The organism is Flavobacterium sp. ACN6 (genome assembly GCF_002304005.1).
Taxonomy (GTDB): domain Bacteria; phylum Bacteroidota; class Bacteroidia; order Flavobacteriales; family Flavobacteriaceae; genus Flavobacterium.
In genome coordinates, this window is the sequence record NZ_MRCQ01000008.1 from 249,940 (window position 1) to 264,744 (window position 14,805).

The following is a 14,805-nucleotide window of genomic DNA, read 5'->3' on the forward strand; positions in this document are numbered from 1 at the left end:
TAAGCCAAGAATCGCATTTATATGGCATGAGCTTGTTTCATATTATAAAATGAAACAACAAAATTTAGGAATTTGAAACAATACGTTTCATTTTATAAAATGAAACAGAGAAAAGTGATGGGAATTTACAAGAAAATGGCTTTCAGTATAAATCAGAAAAGATTGATGTTCCTTTAAAGGAAGAGTAAAAATTATTACTACAACATAATAGTTTTCTATAAATGAAATATTTTTTTTTCCGTTTCACACAAGAAAAGTATTTTAGAGGGAAAAGAAATAAAAAATTACCCTCAAAAAACATAAAGTTTATTAGGGACAAAAAAATAGTTAATAGTGTAAACAAAAAAAGCCGTTTACATTGTAAACGGCTTTTAGAAAATTTTATAAAAATAATTATTCGATTTCAGATACTCTCATCGTGTTAACCATTCCTTTATCTTTAATTGGCATTGCAGCAAGATTAATTAAATAATCTCCTTTTTGTGCATATCCTTTTTCAACTGCAATTTGATTTACGTCTGTTACAGTATCATCTGTACTTTCGTCATTATCATAATAGAAAGATTTAACTCCCCATAATAAATTCAATTGTGTTAAGATTCTTCTGTTTGAAGTAAATACTAAAATATGAGCTGTTGATGGTCTCCAAGCCGAAATTTGGAAAGCTGTATAACCGCTGTTTGTTAAAGTACAAATTGCTTTAGCTTCAATTTCGTTCGCTAATAAAGCTGCTTGGTGGCAAACTGTTTTAGTTACAAAACGTTTTGTTTTAATTTGAGGTGTATTTTGTGGAACCTGAATAAGAGGAGAATTCTCTACTGCTTCACAAATTTGAGTCATTCTTTGAATTACTTGTACTGGATAGTTTCCTGTAGCAGTTTCTCCAGACAACATTACAGCATCTGCACCGTCCATTACTGAGTTAGCAACGTCATTTACTTCTGCTCTTGTTGGCGTTAAACTTGTAATCATTGTTTCCATCATTTGTGTAGCAACGATAACAGGAATTCTAGCCGTTTTTGCTCTGCGGATCAAATCTTTTTGAACCAAAGGTACTTCGTGAGCAGGAAGTTCAACTCCAAGATCTCCACGAGCTACCATTAAACCATCGCAATATGCTACAATTTTATCCATGTTCTCAAGAGCTTCCGGCATTTCAATTTTAGCAATAATTGGAATTTTAACTTCAGAATGCTTAGCAATTAATTCTTGTAAATCTTGTAAATCGCGTGGTGTTTTTACAAACGAAAGTGCGATCCAGTCTACTTTTTGCTCAATTGCAAAAATAGCATCAGCAATATCTTTTTCAGTTAAAGCTGGTAAAGAAATCTTTGTGTTTGGAAGATTAACTCCTTTTTTAGATTTTAATTCTCCACCTTGAATAACTTTAGCAACAACTTCTGTTTTTTTATCTGTTGAAACAATATCAAAAATAAGTTTACCATCATCAAGCAAAATGCGCTCTCCTGGGTTAACATCATTTGGGAAGTTTTGATATTTCATGAACACTTTTTGAGCCGTTCCGATAACATCTTCTGCAGTTGTAAAAGTGATTTCATCACCGTCGTGTACTACAGTACCTTCTTCCATTACACCAACTCTAAGTTTTGGTCCCTGTAAATCTCCTAAGATTGCAGTAGTATAACCAAACTCTTCGTTTAAGCCTCTAATAATATTAATCTTTTCTTTTACTCCTTCGTAATCTGCATGCGAAAAATTGATTCTAAACACATTAACCCCTGCGTCGATCATATCTTTAATGATCTCTCTTGTACTACAAGCCGGGCCAAGTGTAGCAACAATTTTGGTTTTCTTGTTTGTTAACATTTTTTTTAAAAAATTAGATTGTTTTTTGATTTTATTTTATCTGTATCTACAGCGTAAATAGCTGCAATACTTTCTATGGTATTTAATTTTTGTTGAATTTCTGAAAAATTAAGCGCCTCTTCGCTATTGTCTATTTTCAGGAAAAAATCGACTTTTTTAAATTCAGGAAGTAAATGAATTGTTGTAGAAACCTCACTTGTTTCATTAGAAAACAAATTCTGAAAATCATTCGTACTCACAGAAATGATTTCATTTTTATTCTGAATTAAATTCCAAGAAACAGCTTTTTCTTCATCATAATAATAGAATCTAGAAAAATTTGCTTCTCCTTCCTTAGTTTGAGCATGGATCTCGTTTTTGCTCTTACTTAAGTTTATCGGAAGGATTTTATTTATAAAATAGGCTAATCTATAATCTTCTAATGAAGTATGAATTGCCATTAAATAATAATCAATTTCGTCAAATTCGTCTAAATCCAATCTATGAATAGCCATGTCTTGAAAAATCAAGTTGTAAATATACTATTTCTAAACGGAGCTTCAACAGTTATGACATGCTTGTTTTGTTAAATTATAAACGAAAACGTTATAGCATTGTGATACTTACAACATTTTTGCAGCTATTTCTTGTCAATTTTCTCTTGAAATGCAAAATAAGCTCTTTGAGATGCTTTCTCTTCGGCTTTCTTTTTTGAAGTTGCTCTCGCTCTTGCAACCACTTTGTCATCAATACTTAATTTAACACCAAATAAGCGCTGGCCGTCTATGCCGTTATCTTCAAAAATGTCATAATGAAAAATTCTTTTTTCTTTCTGGCACCATTCGATAACAAGACTTTTATAACTTATAACTTTTCCCTCAAGCCGTGCAATATCGACATAAGGTGTTACTACTCTTTTCTGGATAAATTTTTCGCAGAAAGGATAGCCTCTATCTAAATAAATAGCTCCAATAAGAGATTCAAAAATATTTCCATGAATATTTTCTCCAAAATGCTGAATCGGCACTTTACTCTCTACAAACTGTACTAAATTTAAATCTTTCCCTAATTCATTCAAATGCTCACGGCTCACAATTTTTGAACGCATTTTGGTTAAATAACCTTCATCGCCATTTGGTGCTTTGTTAAATAAATGTGCAGCAATTACGGCACTTAACATCGCATCTCCTAAAAATTCCAAGCGTTCGTAATTGATAGGATGCCCATTCTGATCTAGCTTATTAGAAGAGCGATGCGTAAAGGCTCTCCTATAGAAATCAATATTGGCAGGCTGAAAACCAAGAATTTTCTGAATAGTGTCAAAAAAAATCCCGTCTTCTAGAGAACGGGATTTAGAAAATATTTTTTTGATAATATTCATATACAGAAATTAGTCAGCTAGTTTTTTAAACAATACACAAGCATTGTGTCCACCAAAACCAAATGTATTACTCATAGCAACATTTACCTCTCTTTTTTGAGGCTTGTTTAAAGTAAGATTCAATGATGGATCAATATTTTCGTCAACAACTGTATGGTTAATCGTTGGAGGAACAATACTGTGTTTCATTGCTAAGATAGAAGCAATTGCTTCAATAGCTCCGGCAGCACCAAGTAAATGTCCTGTCATTGATTTTGTTGAGTTGATGTTGATGTTTTTAGCATGTTCTCCAAAAACTTTACTGATCGCTTTTAACTCAGCAACGTCTCCTAATGGAGTAGAAGTTCCGTGAGTATTAATGTGATCTACATCTTCTGGGTTCATTCCAGCGTCTCTCAAAGTATTTTCCATTACGGCAATTACTCCAATTCCTTCTGGATGTGGTGCAGTCAAGTGATAAGCATCAGACGACATTCCGCCTCCGCCAATTTCACAATAGATTTTTGCACCTCTTGCTTTAGCATGTTCGTAATCTTCAAGAACCAAAGCTCCTGCTCCTTCTCCTAAAACGAAACCATCTCTGGTTGCATCAAAAGGTCTTGAAGCTGTTTCTGGACTTTCGTTTCTTGTAGATAAAGCGTGCATAGAACTAAAACCTCCCATACCTGCAATTGTAACTGCTGCTTCAGAACCACCAGAAACAATAACATCACACATTCCTAAACGAATGTAGTTGAAAGCATCGATTAAAGCATTTGCAGAAGATGCACATGCAGAAACCGTAGTATAATTTGGTCCCATATACCCGTTACGCATAGAAATGTGCGCAGGAGCGATATCGGCAATCATTTTAGGGATAAAGAACGGATTGAACTTTGGAGTTCCATCACCTTTAGCATAATACATTACTTCGTCTTGGAAAGTTTCTAAACCTCCAATTCCTGCTCCCCAGATAACACCAACTCTTTGTTTGTTTACGTTATCATTTGTAATTCCAGCATCTTTAATAGCTTCATCACTGGCAGCAATTGCATATTGTGCAAATTTATCTAATCTACGAGATTCTTTGCGGTCCATGTAATCTTCAATGTTGAAGTTTTTTACTTCGCAGGCAAATTTCGTTTTATGCTTTTCTGTATCATAATATGTTATAGGAGCCGCTCCGCTAACCCCATTCAAAAGTGCATCCCAGTATTCCTGGATATTATTCCCGATAGGAGTAAGTGCACCTAATCCTGTTACAACAACTCGCCTTAATTCCATAAATATGTATTTTGTACTTTAAACAAATAAAACCCATGCTTTCTTAACATATATGTTACTTAAGAGCCATGGGAATTACAATATAAATATATCTTTTTGATTGAAAATCAATCGAAATTTAAATTTAAAAAAATAATAACACCCGATTTTTATAAATTCCAATTTTTTAAAAACAAATTCCAATTTTGGAATTTGGATATTCAATTTTGGAATTTTTAAAATTCGGGTGTGGTATTATTATTTTTTAGCTTCCTCGATATAAGAAATAGCTTGACCAACAGTAGCAATGTTTTCTGCTTGATCGTCTGGAATTTGAATATCAAATTCTTTTTCGAATTCCATAATAAGCTCAACAGTGTCTAATGAGTCAGCTCCTAAATCATTAGTGAAGCTTGCTTCTGTTACAACTTCGTTTTCGTCAACACCTAATTTGTCTACGATAATCGCTTTTACTCTTGATGCAATGTCTGACATAATCTTTAATTTTAGAATTTAATTTGTTGGCAAAAATAAAAAACTTTATTTTAAAACAACTATTTAGTTTATAAATGTGACACTAATTTATAAAATTAATTTCAAGAAAGGTCTTTTAAAGCTATTTATTTTCGATTTTTATTCCGTTTTTTGCATTCTCAAAATAAATTCTATTATGAAAAAAATTATCGTTTTTGCCTCAGGATCAGGAACTAACGCAGAGAACATTATAAAATATTTTTCGAACATCGAAATTGCTAAAGTGGTTTCGATTTTTACAAATAATGCTTCGGCAAAAGTTATTGACAGAGCAAAAAATCATCAAATTCCAGTCGAAATCTTCTCAAAAAACGAACTTTTAGAGAGAAACCTACTACAAAAAATACAAAAAATCGACCCGGATTTGATCGTTCTTGCTGGTTTCCTATTGAAATTCCCCGAAAACATAATTGAGCAGTATCCGAACAAAATAATAAATATCCATCCAGCACTTTTACCTAAATATGGCGGCAAAGGAATGTATGGAATGCATATACACAGAGCAATAGTAAATAATAAAGAGAAAGAAACCGGAATCTCTATTCATTATGTAAATGAAAATTATGATGAAGGCGGTATTATTTTTCAAGCCAATGTAGTCTTAACAGACGAAGATACACCTGAAACTGTTGCAGAAAAGATTCATGAATTAGAGCAAACCCATTTTCCTGAGATCATTCATAAAATTCTGGAAGATTCAAATTCCAAAAATTAAATTCCAAATTCCAATTTTTAGATCGCAGAAATCTGCAATCTAAAATTTAAAATCTAAAATAAATGGCTCACGAAGTACATATATATACCGATGGTGCTGCAAAAGGAAATCCTGGAAACGGAGGTTACGGCGTAGTAATGGAATTGGTTGGAACACCGCATAAAAAAGAATTTTACGAGGGTTTTCGTCTTACTACTAATAATAGAATGGAACTTCTGGCTGTAATTGTTGGTTTAGAAAAACTGAAAAACCCAAATATGAAAGTCTTGGTAATTTCAGATTCTAAATATGTTGTGGATTCTGTTGAAAAGAAATGGGTCTTAGGCTGGGAAAAAAAGAAATTCGCCGGCAGAAAAAATCCCGATTTATGGAAACGTTTTTTAATCGTTTACCGAAAACATCAAGTTGGTTTTAAATGGATAAAAGGCCACAACAATCATCCGCAAAACGAACGCTGTGATCAGCTTGCCGTTATGGCATCTCTTCAGCCTAAACTTTCTGTAGATGTTTATTACGAAACCATAGGATCTAAAGAATAAAAAAAAACGCATCAATAATTGATGCGTTTTTTGTACTAACTTAAATGCTTACTTATTCCTTATCTAAATCTTTTGCAGTTTTAAAACCTGTTAAAAGTCCGATACCGGCCATTATGAAAATAATTGAAGGGTAAACCGCTCCATCATTTAAAGAAGTGTAAGTTGTAATTAACAAGGCAATAAAAATACCTACGCCGCTTCCTATTAATAAGAAAGCCAGATTTACAACAAAGATTTTCCAGGCTGGAACACCATTTCCTTTTCCCTGCATAAAGATACTGGCATCTACACCTTTTTCTATAAGTGCCAAACGCTCTCTATTTCTCGTTGAATAAATTAAATAAACGATCCCGAAGATCATTAGAAAAAAACTGATTGGGATTAAAATTTTCTCATCCATAATATTTTGTTTTTAATTGATTGATACTTCATAAGACGAGGCTTTTTTTATTTAGGTTACAAGAATTTCGAAAAATTCTAAAAAAAGAAATTCCGAATTTCAAAAGTCACTGATTATCAGTTAATTTTGAGTTTTATAATTCCTTTTAATAATAGAAATCTTTATCGAATTTTAAAACAACAAAGTTATTGCCGGCATTTTTGTCGTCGAAATAACAATATTATGATTAAGCTTTGTCAAAATTTAAAACTTTGACAAAGCTCTATAAGATTGGAATTTGGAATTTGGAATTTCATCATTGGAATTTCATCATTGGAATTTTAAAAATTTTAAAATTATTTTAAAATTTCTGTAACCTAAACAAACAAACTGTCGTCCTATATAAATATGAGTACAATAAATGATCAACATTATATAGACAAAGTGCTGCAGGGCGATACAAATGCCTTTGCTGTACTTGTTGATCGTTATAAGGACATGATCTTTAGTTTGGCGCTCAAAATGGTAAAGAACAGAGAAGAAGCAGAAGAAGTTGCGCAAGATACCTTTATCAAAATTTATAGTTCACTGAATAAATTTAAAGGCGATTCTAAATTTTCAACCTGGATTTATAAGATTGCTTATAATACTTGTCTGGACAGATTAAAGAAAAGTAAAAAAGAAGACCTGAATATTTCGATAGATGAATTTTCATCTCATTTAATTAAAACAATGGACAATGCTTTAAGTGCTTTGGAAGAAAAAGAACGAAAGCAGACGATTCAAAAATGTTTAAATTTATTACCCAGTGACGAAAATTTCCTTTTGACCTTATTTTATTTTGATGATCAGAATTTAGAAGAAATCGGAAAAATTATGAATATATCGGCTAACAATGCGAAAGTAAAATTATTTAGAAGCAGACAAAAATTAGCCGTAATTTTGAGACAGCAGTTAGAACCAGAAATAATAGATTGTTATGAAAGAGAGCGATAAAAATATAGAACAACTTATTGATAAAATGATGGCTGAAGACAAACTACAGTCTCCATCGATAGATTTTACTTCTAAAATAATGGCTGAAGTTCATGTAATAGAAGAGAAAAAACTCAAAGCTTATAAACCTTTAATTTCGAAACCAATCTGGATTTCAATTGGAATCGCTTTGGCTTTATTGGTGATTTATGTTTCGCTTTTTTCAGTTTCTGAAAGCAATATTGAAATCGAACAAGTTGGAAAATTATATTCTGATAGAATGTCAACAGCGTTTTCAGGAATTCATTTTTCTAAAAATATCTTGTATGCGATTTTGATTCTGCCAGTTATGATTTTGGTTCAGGTTGGAATTTTGAAGAATTATTTTGATAAAAAGTACCAAATATAAATTTAAAAATGAAAAATAAAACGGCTTTATATTCGCTCTTAGTGTTATTGTTGTTTGTTACTAATTATGCATCAGCAATTCCACCAAATTTTACTACTAAAGAAATAAAGTTTGTTAGTGAAGGAATTTCACTAGCCGGAACTGTTTTTACACCTAAAAAAGTACAGGCAGCAGTTGTCATAGTTCATGGATCTGGACAAGAAAAAAGAATGACAAACTTTGCTGCAATACTCGCCAGCAATGGAATTGCAGTTTTAACGTATGATAAACGCGGCGTTGGAGAATCAGCTGGTGTATATGCCGGACCTGAAGTTGGAACTAACAATGTTGATTTTTCAAATCTAAATCTTTTGTCTTTAGATGCGAGTGCTGCCGTAAATACTTTATTTAAATACTTATCAAATAACCAAATTCCGATAGGTTTGATAGGCGGCAGTCAAGCTGGGTGGATAATTCCTTTGACGGCAGAGAAAAATAAGAAAGTCAAATTTATGACAATCTTTAGCGGCGCTCTTATAACGGTTAAAGAACAATTGAGATTCCAATTTTATACCAATGGAGATCAAAAATTTTGGGAAACGCACTCTGAAGAAGAAGCAAGAAAACATGTATTTAATGATCCAGACAAATATGAATTCATCGATACAAATCCCAATGATATTCTTTCTAAATTATCAATTCCAGGTATCTGGATTTTTGGAGGCAAAGACATTCAAGTGCCCGTTAAGCTATCAATCGAATATCTTGATCTCTTAAAATCTAAAGGAAAAAATTATGAATATAAATTGTTTCCAGACTTGGGGCACAACACAGCATTTTCAGACTCTGAAGAGCCCATGAAAGATGCGATCAATTGGATTAAAAGCATAAAATAATTTAAGAATTATATGCAACAAATTCTTCCAGTTTTTAATTGAAAAAGAAAAACTACTTCTTTTAAAAAACTCAGATAAAAATTTAAACATATTTCCAAAATAAAACTTGCAATTTAAAACCAGAAAACATATTTTAAGCACTCCGCAAAACAAAATATAATTCATTCATTTACAATAGAATTAGACCCGAAATCGATATTGTTTTTTTAAGAAAATTTTGAGAACCTAAACCGTTGCAAGATTGTAACTTATAGAGTATCTTTGCACCCTAATTCGAAATTCATAAAATGAATAAATTATTGATTGTTGGAACAGTTGCTTTCGACGCGATCGAAACTCCTTTCGGAAAAACAGATAAAATATTAGGTGGTGCTGCAACGTATATTGGTTTATCAGCTTCATTTTTTAACTTGCAATCGGCCATAGTTTCTGTAGTTGGCGACGATTTTCCTCAAGAACATTTAGATTTATTAACTTCAAAAAATATTGATATCTCTGGTATCGAAATTATAAAAGGCGGTAAAACGTTTTTTTGGAGCGGTTTGTACCACAACGATTTAAACTCTAGAGATACATTGGTTACTGAGCTAAACGTTTTAGCTGATTTTCAGCCAAAAGTTCCTCAAAACTATAAAGATGCTGATGTTGTAATGTTAGGAAATTTACATCCTTTAGTACAAAGCAGTGTTTTAGATCAAATGGAGAAAAAACCAAAATTAGTTGTTTTAGACACAATGAACTTTTGGATGGACTGCGCTCTTCCAGAATTATTAGACGTTATTAAACGTGTAGATGTTATCACAATCAATGACGAAGAAGCAAGACAACTTTCTGGTGAATATTCATTAGTAAAAGCTGCCGCTAAAATCCAAGATATGGGACCAAAATATGTGGTGATCAAAAAAGGAGAACACGGCGCACTTTTATTCCACAACAGAGAAGTATTCTTTGCACCTGCTTTACCATTAGAAGATGTTTTTGATCCAACTGGAGCTGGAGACACTTTCGCTGGTGGTTTCTCAGGATTTATTGCACAAAGCGAAAACATTTCATTTGGCAATATGAAAAATGCAATTATTTATGGTTCAAATTTAGCTTCGTTCTGCGTAGAAAAATTTGGAACCGAAAGGATGGAAACATTAAGCAAAGCCGAGGTGGCGATTCGATTACAGCAATTTAAGTCGTTAACTCAGTTTGACATAGAAATATAATGCGCAAAAGCCTCGATAAAACGGGGCTTTTTTTATTACGTTAATACACACAACTTACAACAACACAAATACAAAAAAACAATGAGCGACGCTTTAAAACACGAATGTGGTATAGCCTTAGTTAGACTACTGAAACCGCTTGAATATTATAAAGAAAAATACGGAACTGCTTTCTACGGAATCCAGAAAATGTATTTAATGATGGAAAAACAGCACAACCGTGGACAAGACGGTGCTGGTTTTGCAAGCATTAAATTGGATGTTGAACCTGGACAACGCTATATCAGCAGAGTTCGTTCGAATCATGCACAGCCAATCCAAGATGTTTTTAAACAAATCAATGAGCGAATCAGTGAAGAGTTAAAAGCACAACCGGAAATTGGTGATGATATCCACAAAATAAAATCACAGATTCCTTACGTTGGCGAACTGTTTTTAGGACACGTTCGTTACGGAACTTTTGGGAAAAACAGCATCGAAAGCGTTCACCCATTTTTACGTCAAAGTAACTGGATGCACCGTAACTTGATTTTGGCAGGAAACTTTAACATGACTAATGTTAAAGAACTTTTCGAAAACTTAGTTGAATTGGGACAGCATCCAAAAGAAATGGCGGATACTGTTACGGTAATGGAAAAAATTGGTCACTTCTTAGATAAAGAAGTAATGCAATTGTACCAAGACTGTAAAACAGAAGGTTATTCTAAGAGAGAAGCTTCTCCAGTAATTGCAGAGCGTTTGGATATTGCAAAAATATTAGGCCGTTCAGCTAAAAATCTTGACGGTGGTTACGCCATGGCAGGATTATTAGGTCATGGTGATGCATTTGTTTTTAGAGATCCAGCCGGAATTCGTCCTGCTTACTTTTACCAAGATGATGAAGTAGTAGTTGTAGCTTCTGAAAGACCTGTTATTCAAACAGTATTTAATGTACCTTTTGAAAGTGTTCAGGAAATTGACCCAGGTCATGCCTTAATTATCAAGAAAAGCGGCAAGGTTTCGATGCAGCAAATCTTGGAACCAACAGTTAAAAAAGCTTGTTCGTTTGAAAGAATTTATTTCTCAAGAGGAAGTGACGCTGAAATCTATCAGGAACGTAAAAACTTAGGTAAATTAATTTTACCTGCAGTTCTTAAAGCAATTGACAGTGATACAGACAATACTGTTTTCTCCTATATTCCAAATACAGCAGAGACTTCATTTTATGGTTTAGTTGAAGCTGCTCAGGATTTCTTAAATCAGAGAAAAAACAATTATATTTTAGAAAATAGAAATACACTTACTGCAGAAACACTTCAGGAACTTTTAGCTGTAAAAATACGTACAGAAAAAGTAGCTATTAAAGATGCTAAACTTAGAACATTTATTACTGAAGACAGCAGCCGTGATGATTTAGTTGCACACGTTTACGACGTTACTTACGGCGTGATTAAACCGGAAGACAACTTAGTTATCATTGACGACAGTATTGTTCGTGGTACGACTCTTAAAATGAGTATCATCAAGATGATGGATCGTTTGAATCCAAAACGTATTGTTATCGTTTCATCTGCTCCGCAAATTCGTTACCCAGATTGTTACGGAATCGATATGGCTAAACTTGAAGGTCTTGTTGCTTTTAGAGCCGCATTGACTTTATTAAAAGAAAGAAACTTATATCATATCGTTGATGAAGTTTATGCGAAATGTAAAGCTCAAGAAAATTTTGACGATAAAGATGTTGTAAATTATGTAACGGCAATTTACGATCAATTTACTCCAGAAGAGATTTCAGATAAAATTGCAGAAATGTTAAGCTCTCCGGAAATTAATGCCGAAGTAAAAATCATTTTCCAAAAAGTAGAAGATTTACATATTGCCTGCCCTAAAAATTTAGGTGACTGGTATTTTACAGGAGACTATCCTACCCCAGGAGGTAACCGAGTTGTAAATCGTGCATTCATGAATTTTTATGAAGGAAAAGACGCTCGAGCTTATTAAAAAAGTATTAACAAAAGGTTAAATAGTGCATTTCATCGGTTTTTTTTGCCGTTCATCCTGTTTGTTTGGTGAAATTGAAAAGCTACAATACTTTTGAGAAACCATAACATTAGTAGGTTAAGTTTATGGTAGATTTGGGGCAAAAAGGGTGGAAGAAATTCCACCTTTTTTATTGGAATAAACTCAAATATTTCTAAAACAACAATTTATATTCTCTTCATCGGATTTCTCTACCTTTCATCTAAAAAGTTTTTTTTACAAAAATACCTGCCATACATTTATCAAACCAGAACATTAGTAGGTTAAGTTTATGGTAGATTTGGGGCAAAAAAGGTGGAAGAGATTCCACCTTTTTTATTGCAATAAACTCACGAATTTCTAAAACAGCCGTTTTATTCCATTTATCGGATATACTTACCTTTTATCTGAAAAGTTTCTTTTACAAAAATACCTGTCATACATTTACTATACCATAACATTAGTAGGTAAGTTTATGGTAGATTTGGGGCAAAAAAGGCGGAAGAGATTCCGCCTTTTTTATTGCAATAAACTTAACAATTTATAAAACAGCTAATTATAGCCATTTATCGGATTTACTTACCTTTTATCTGAAAAGTTTTTTTCGCAAAAATACCTGTCTTACTTTTACTAAACCATAACATTAGTAGGTTAAGTTTATGGTAGATTTGGGGCAAAAAAGGCGGAAGAGATTCCGCCTTTTTTATTTTAGCTATAGAAGAAAGAAAAATAGAGCAAAGAATATAGATTATAGAATAAAGACAAAAAAAATAGATGAACAATCTTTCGATCGTTCATCTATTCTCTATATTCTTTATTCTATTCTCTCTTAGACTATTTGTCTAAAGCAAATCTTCTTGCTACTTCTGTCCAGTTAATTACACTGAAGAAAGCTTCAATATAATCTGGTCTTCTGTTTTGGTAGTTTAAGTAGTAAGCATGTTCCCAAACATCCATTCCTAAGATTGGAGTTCCGCCATTACCAGCAACATCTGGCATTAATGGATTATCTTGGTTTGGAGTACCTACAACTTCTAATTTTCCTCCTTTTTGAACAGTTAACCAAGCCCATCCAGAACCGAATTGTGTAGCACCAGCTTTAGCAAATTTTGCTTTAAATTCATCAAAAGATCCGAAAGAAGACTCAATCGCTGCTAATAAATCACCTGTTGGTAATCCGCCTCCGTTTGGAGCCATTACTGTCCAGAATAAATTGTGGTTGTAGAAACCACCGCCATTATTACGAACTGCTGCGTTTGATTTATCTAAGTTGATTAAGATATTTTCGATAGTTTTCCCCTCTAAATCTGTTCCAGCGATAGCTGCGTTAAGATTTGTAGTATATGCATTGTGATGTTTAGAATGGTGGATTTCCATTGTACGAGCATCAATATGTGGTTCTAATGCATCATATGCATATGGTAATTGTGGTAATTCAAAAGCCATGATATTAGGATTTTTATGGTTTATAATAATTTATTCCAAATTTAGACATTTAACTTTGGAATTGAAAATACTATTTCGTTATAATTCAATTTAAATAGTTGATAAATCCATTTTTTAAAGATTAAATACCTGTAAATCTTTATTTTCCGTTAAAAGTGGTCATAGTATTTTCTAATCCGGCTGTTCCAAAAGTTCTGATAATTTCTGCAGAAGTTTCTAAACGCTCGGGTAATTTTGCATCTTCATCCGCATTCCATTCTCCTAAAACGTAATCTATCTGCTGTCCTTTTTTAAATTCATCACTGATTCCGAATCTAAAACGGGTATATTGCTGTGTGTTTAAAACTAAATTTATGTTTTTAAGTCCGTTGTGACCGCCGTCGCTTCCTTTTGGCTTGATTCTGATGGTACCGAATGACAGATTTAAATCGTCTGTAATGACCAAAATATTCTCTAATGGAATGTTTTCTTTATCCATCCAATATTTTACGGCTTTACCGCTTAAATTCATATAAGTGTTTGGTTTAAGAAGCAAAAATGTTCTTCCTTTAAACTTATATTCCGCCAAAGATCCAAGTTTTACGGTTTCGAATGAAAGCCCTTCTTTTCTGGCTAAAAAATCCAGGACTTTAAATCCGATATTATGTCTTGTGTTTACGTATTCGGCTCCGATGTTTCCTAATCCTACGATTAAATATTTTTTACTCACGCTTTTTATATTGTTTTTTGGGTGTTCGTGAACCTCCAGTTTCATATTGTCTATGTTCTCTTCTTTTGGTGTTGATGAAAACAGTTTTGTTATCCATTTTATCATGATGCAAAAATAAACTTAATTAGGGAATGTGCCAATTGGTTGATTAGATAATTATTTTTAACCGCAAAGGTCACAAAGGTTTTTCGCTAAGTTCGTTAAGAAAATGCTCCACGTAAATTTTAAAATCTGAGCCAGTGTTGGTTATCAATTTTGTCAGACTGAGCGAAGTCGAAGTTCCGCAAAGTACTGCACTTTAGATTGTCGAGTTTTGCGAGGGGCTTCGACTTCGCTCAGCCTGACATAAAAAAACAAACTTAGCGCCTTAGAACCTCAGCATCTCAGTATCTTAGAAACTTATGAAAACAAAACTTCTAGCTAGCCCTGACAGAGGCGGTATCCTTTTTCCTGCTTCTTTAGCAGGGAAAAGATATAGCGGATGGCAGGAATGTCGCGTCTTTTGAAAACGAAGACTTTCTGCTTCTAAAAAATAATTTGATAATTAAGAGGATATGGCAATTAGATAATTGCTCGTAAAGAGCTT

Annotated in this window: 15 protein-coding genes; 7 read left to right on the forward strand and 8 right to left on the reverse strand. The window is 33.0% G+C overall.

What is annotated here, in order from left to right; genetic code table 11:
- Nucleotides 1–393: 393 nt before the first annotated feature.
- The 5 genes from pyk to BSF42_RS14405 all read right to left on the reverse strand — a co-directional run bounded on the left by pyk (nt 394) and on the right by BSF42_RS14405 (nt 4,924).
- Nucleotides 394–1,827, reverse strand: a complete 1,434-nt coding sequence (pyk, locus tag BSF42_RS14385; protein WP_095953772.1) for a pyruvate kinase — start codon at nt 1,825–1,827, stop codon at nt 394–396.
- Nucleotides 1,828–1,832: 5 nt separating this feature from the next.
- A complete protein-coding gene (locus BSF42_RS14390; RefSeq protein WP_095953773.1) occupies nt 1,833–2,321 on the reverse strand; it encodes an IPExxxVDY family protein in 489 nt (162 codons plus the stop codon).
- A 125-nt stretch (nt 2,322–2,446) separates the two neighbouring features.
- On the reverse strand, nt 2,447–3,187 hold the full coding sequence (gene rnc / locus BSF42_RS14395) for a ribonuclease III (RefSeq protein ID WP_095953774.1): 741 nt from the start codon (nt 3,185–3,187) through the stop codon (nt 2,447–2,449).
- A gap of 9 nt (nt 3,188–3,196) precedes the next feature.
- Complete coding sequence (fabF, locus tag BSF42_RS14400; RefSeq protein WP_095953775.1) at nt 3,197–4,450, reverse strand: beta-ketoacyl-ACP synthase II; 1,254 nt, start codon at nt 4,448–4,450, stop codon at nt 3,197–3,199.
- 237 nt (nt 4,451–4,687) lie between these two features.
- The gene (locus BSF42_RS14405; protein ID WP_007137004.1) at nt 4,688–4,924 is read right to left on the reverse strand and encodes an acyl carrier protein; all 237 of its coding nucleotides are present in this window, start codon (nt 4,922–4,924) and stop codon (nt 4,688–4,690) included.
- Between the two features lie 175 nt (nt 4,925–5,099).
- On the opposite strand from BSF42_RS14405, the gene purN reads away from it, so the two are divergent.
- Both purN and rnhA read left to right on the forward strand, forming a co-directional pair.
- Entirely contained in the window at nt 5,100–5,678 is a 579-nt protein-coding gene (gene purN, locus BSF42_RS14410) for a phosphoribosylglycinamide formyltransferase (RefSeq protein ID WP_095953776.1), read from the forward strand.
- 62 nt (nt 5,679–5,740) lie between these two features.
- On the forward strand, nt 5,741–6,217 hold the full coding sequence (gene rnhA / locus BSF42_RS14415) for a ribonuclease HI (RefSeq protein ID WP_095953777.1): 477 nt from the start codon (nt 5,741–5,743) through the stop codon (nt 6,215–6,217).
- 52 nt (nt 6,218–6,269) lie between these two features.
- Here rnhA and BSF42_RS14420 read toward each other — a convergent pair whose 3' ends face one another.
- Complete coding sequence (locus BSF42_RS14420; RefSeq protein WP_095953778.1) at nt 6,270–6,617, reverse strand: DUF6249 domain-containing protein; 348 nt, start codon at nt 6,615–6,617, stop codon at nt 6,270–6,272.
- A gap of 387 nt (nt 6,618–7,004) precedes the next feature.
- Here BSF42_RS14420 and BSF42_RS14425 point away from each other — a divergent pair, with 387 nt between their 5' ends.
- The 5 genes from BSF42_RS14425 (at nt 7,005) to BSF42_RS14445 (ending at nt 12,046) form a co-directional block, all read left to right on the forward strand.
- Nucleotides 7,005–7,592: an RNA polymerase sigma factor gene (locus BSF42_RS14425; RefSeq protein WP_095953779.1), complete on the forward strand. Its 588-nt coding sequence runs from the start codon at nt 7,005–7,007 to the stop codon at nt 7,590–7,592.
- Nucleotides 7,576–7,980 carry a hypothetical protein gene (locus tag BSF42_RS14430; RefSeq protein ID WP_095953780.1) on the forward strand — a complete coding sequence of 135 codons (405 nt, stop codon included), beginning with the start codon at nt 7,576–7,578 and terminating at the stop codon, nt 7,978–7,980. The genes BSF42_RS14425 and BSF42_RS14430 overlap by 17 nt, the downstream gene beginning before the upstream one ends.
- Before the next feature lie 8 nt (nt 7,981–7,988).
- On the forward strand, nt 7,989–8,855 hold the full coding sequence (locus BSF42_RS14435) for a S9 family peptidase (protein ID WP_095953781.1): 867 nt from the start codon (nt 7,989–7,991) through the stop codon (nt 8,853–8,855).
- 287 nt (nt 8,856–9,142) lie between these two features.
- Nucleotides 9,143–10,066, forward strand: a complete 924-nt coding sequence (locus BSF42_RS14440) for a PfkB family carbohydrate kinase (RefSeq protein WP_095953782.1) — start codon at nt 9,143–9,145, stop codon at nt 10,064–10,066.
- An 81-nt stretch (nt 10,067–10,147) separates the two neighbouring features.
- Nucleotides 10,148–12,046, forward strand: coding sequence for an amidophosphoribosyltransferase (locus BSF42_RS14445; protein WP_095953783.1), 1,899 nt, complete (start codon nt 10,148–10,150; stop codon nt 12,044–12,046).
- Between the two features lie 852 nt (nt 12,047–12,898).
- Here BSF42_RS14445 and BSF42_RS14450 read toward each other — a convergent pair.
- Both BSF42_RS14450 and pth read right to left on the reverse strand, forming a co-directional pair.
- Nucleotides 12,899–13,510 (reverse strand): superoxide dismutase, encoded by a 612-nt coding sequence (locus BSF42_RS14450; RefSeq protein ID WP_095953784.1) that lies wholly within the window; start codon nt 13,508–13,510, stop codon nt 12,899–12,901.
- Nucleotides 13,511–13,649: 139 nt separating this feature from the next.
- A complete protein-coding gene (pth, locus tag BSF42_RS14455) occupies nt 13,650–14,324 on the reverse strand; it encodes an aminoacyl-tRNA hydrolase (RefSeq protein ID WP_095953785.1) in 675 nt (224 codons plus the stop codon).
- Nucleotides 14,325–14,805: the final 481 nt, after the last annotated feature.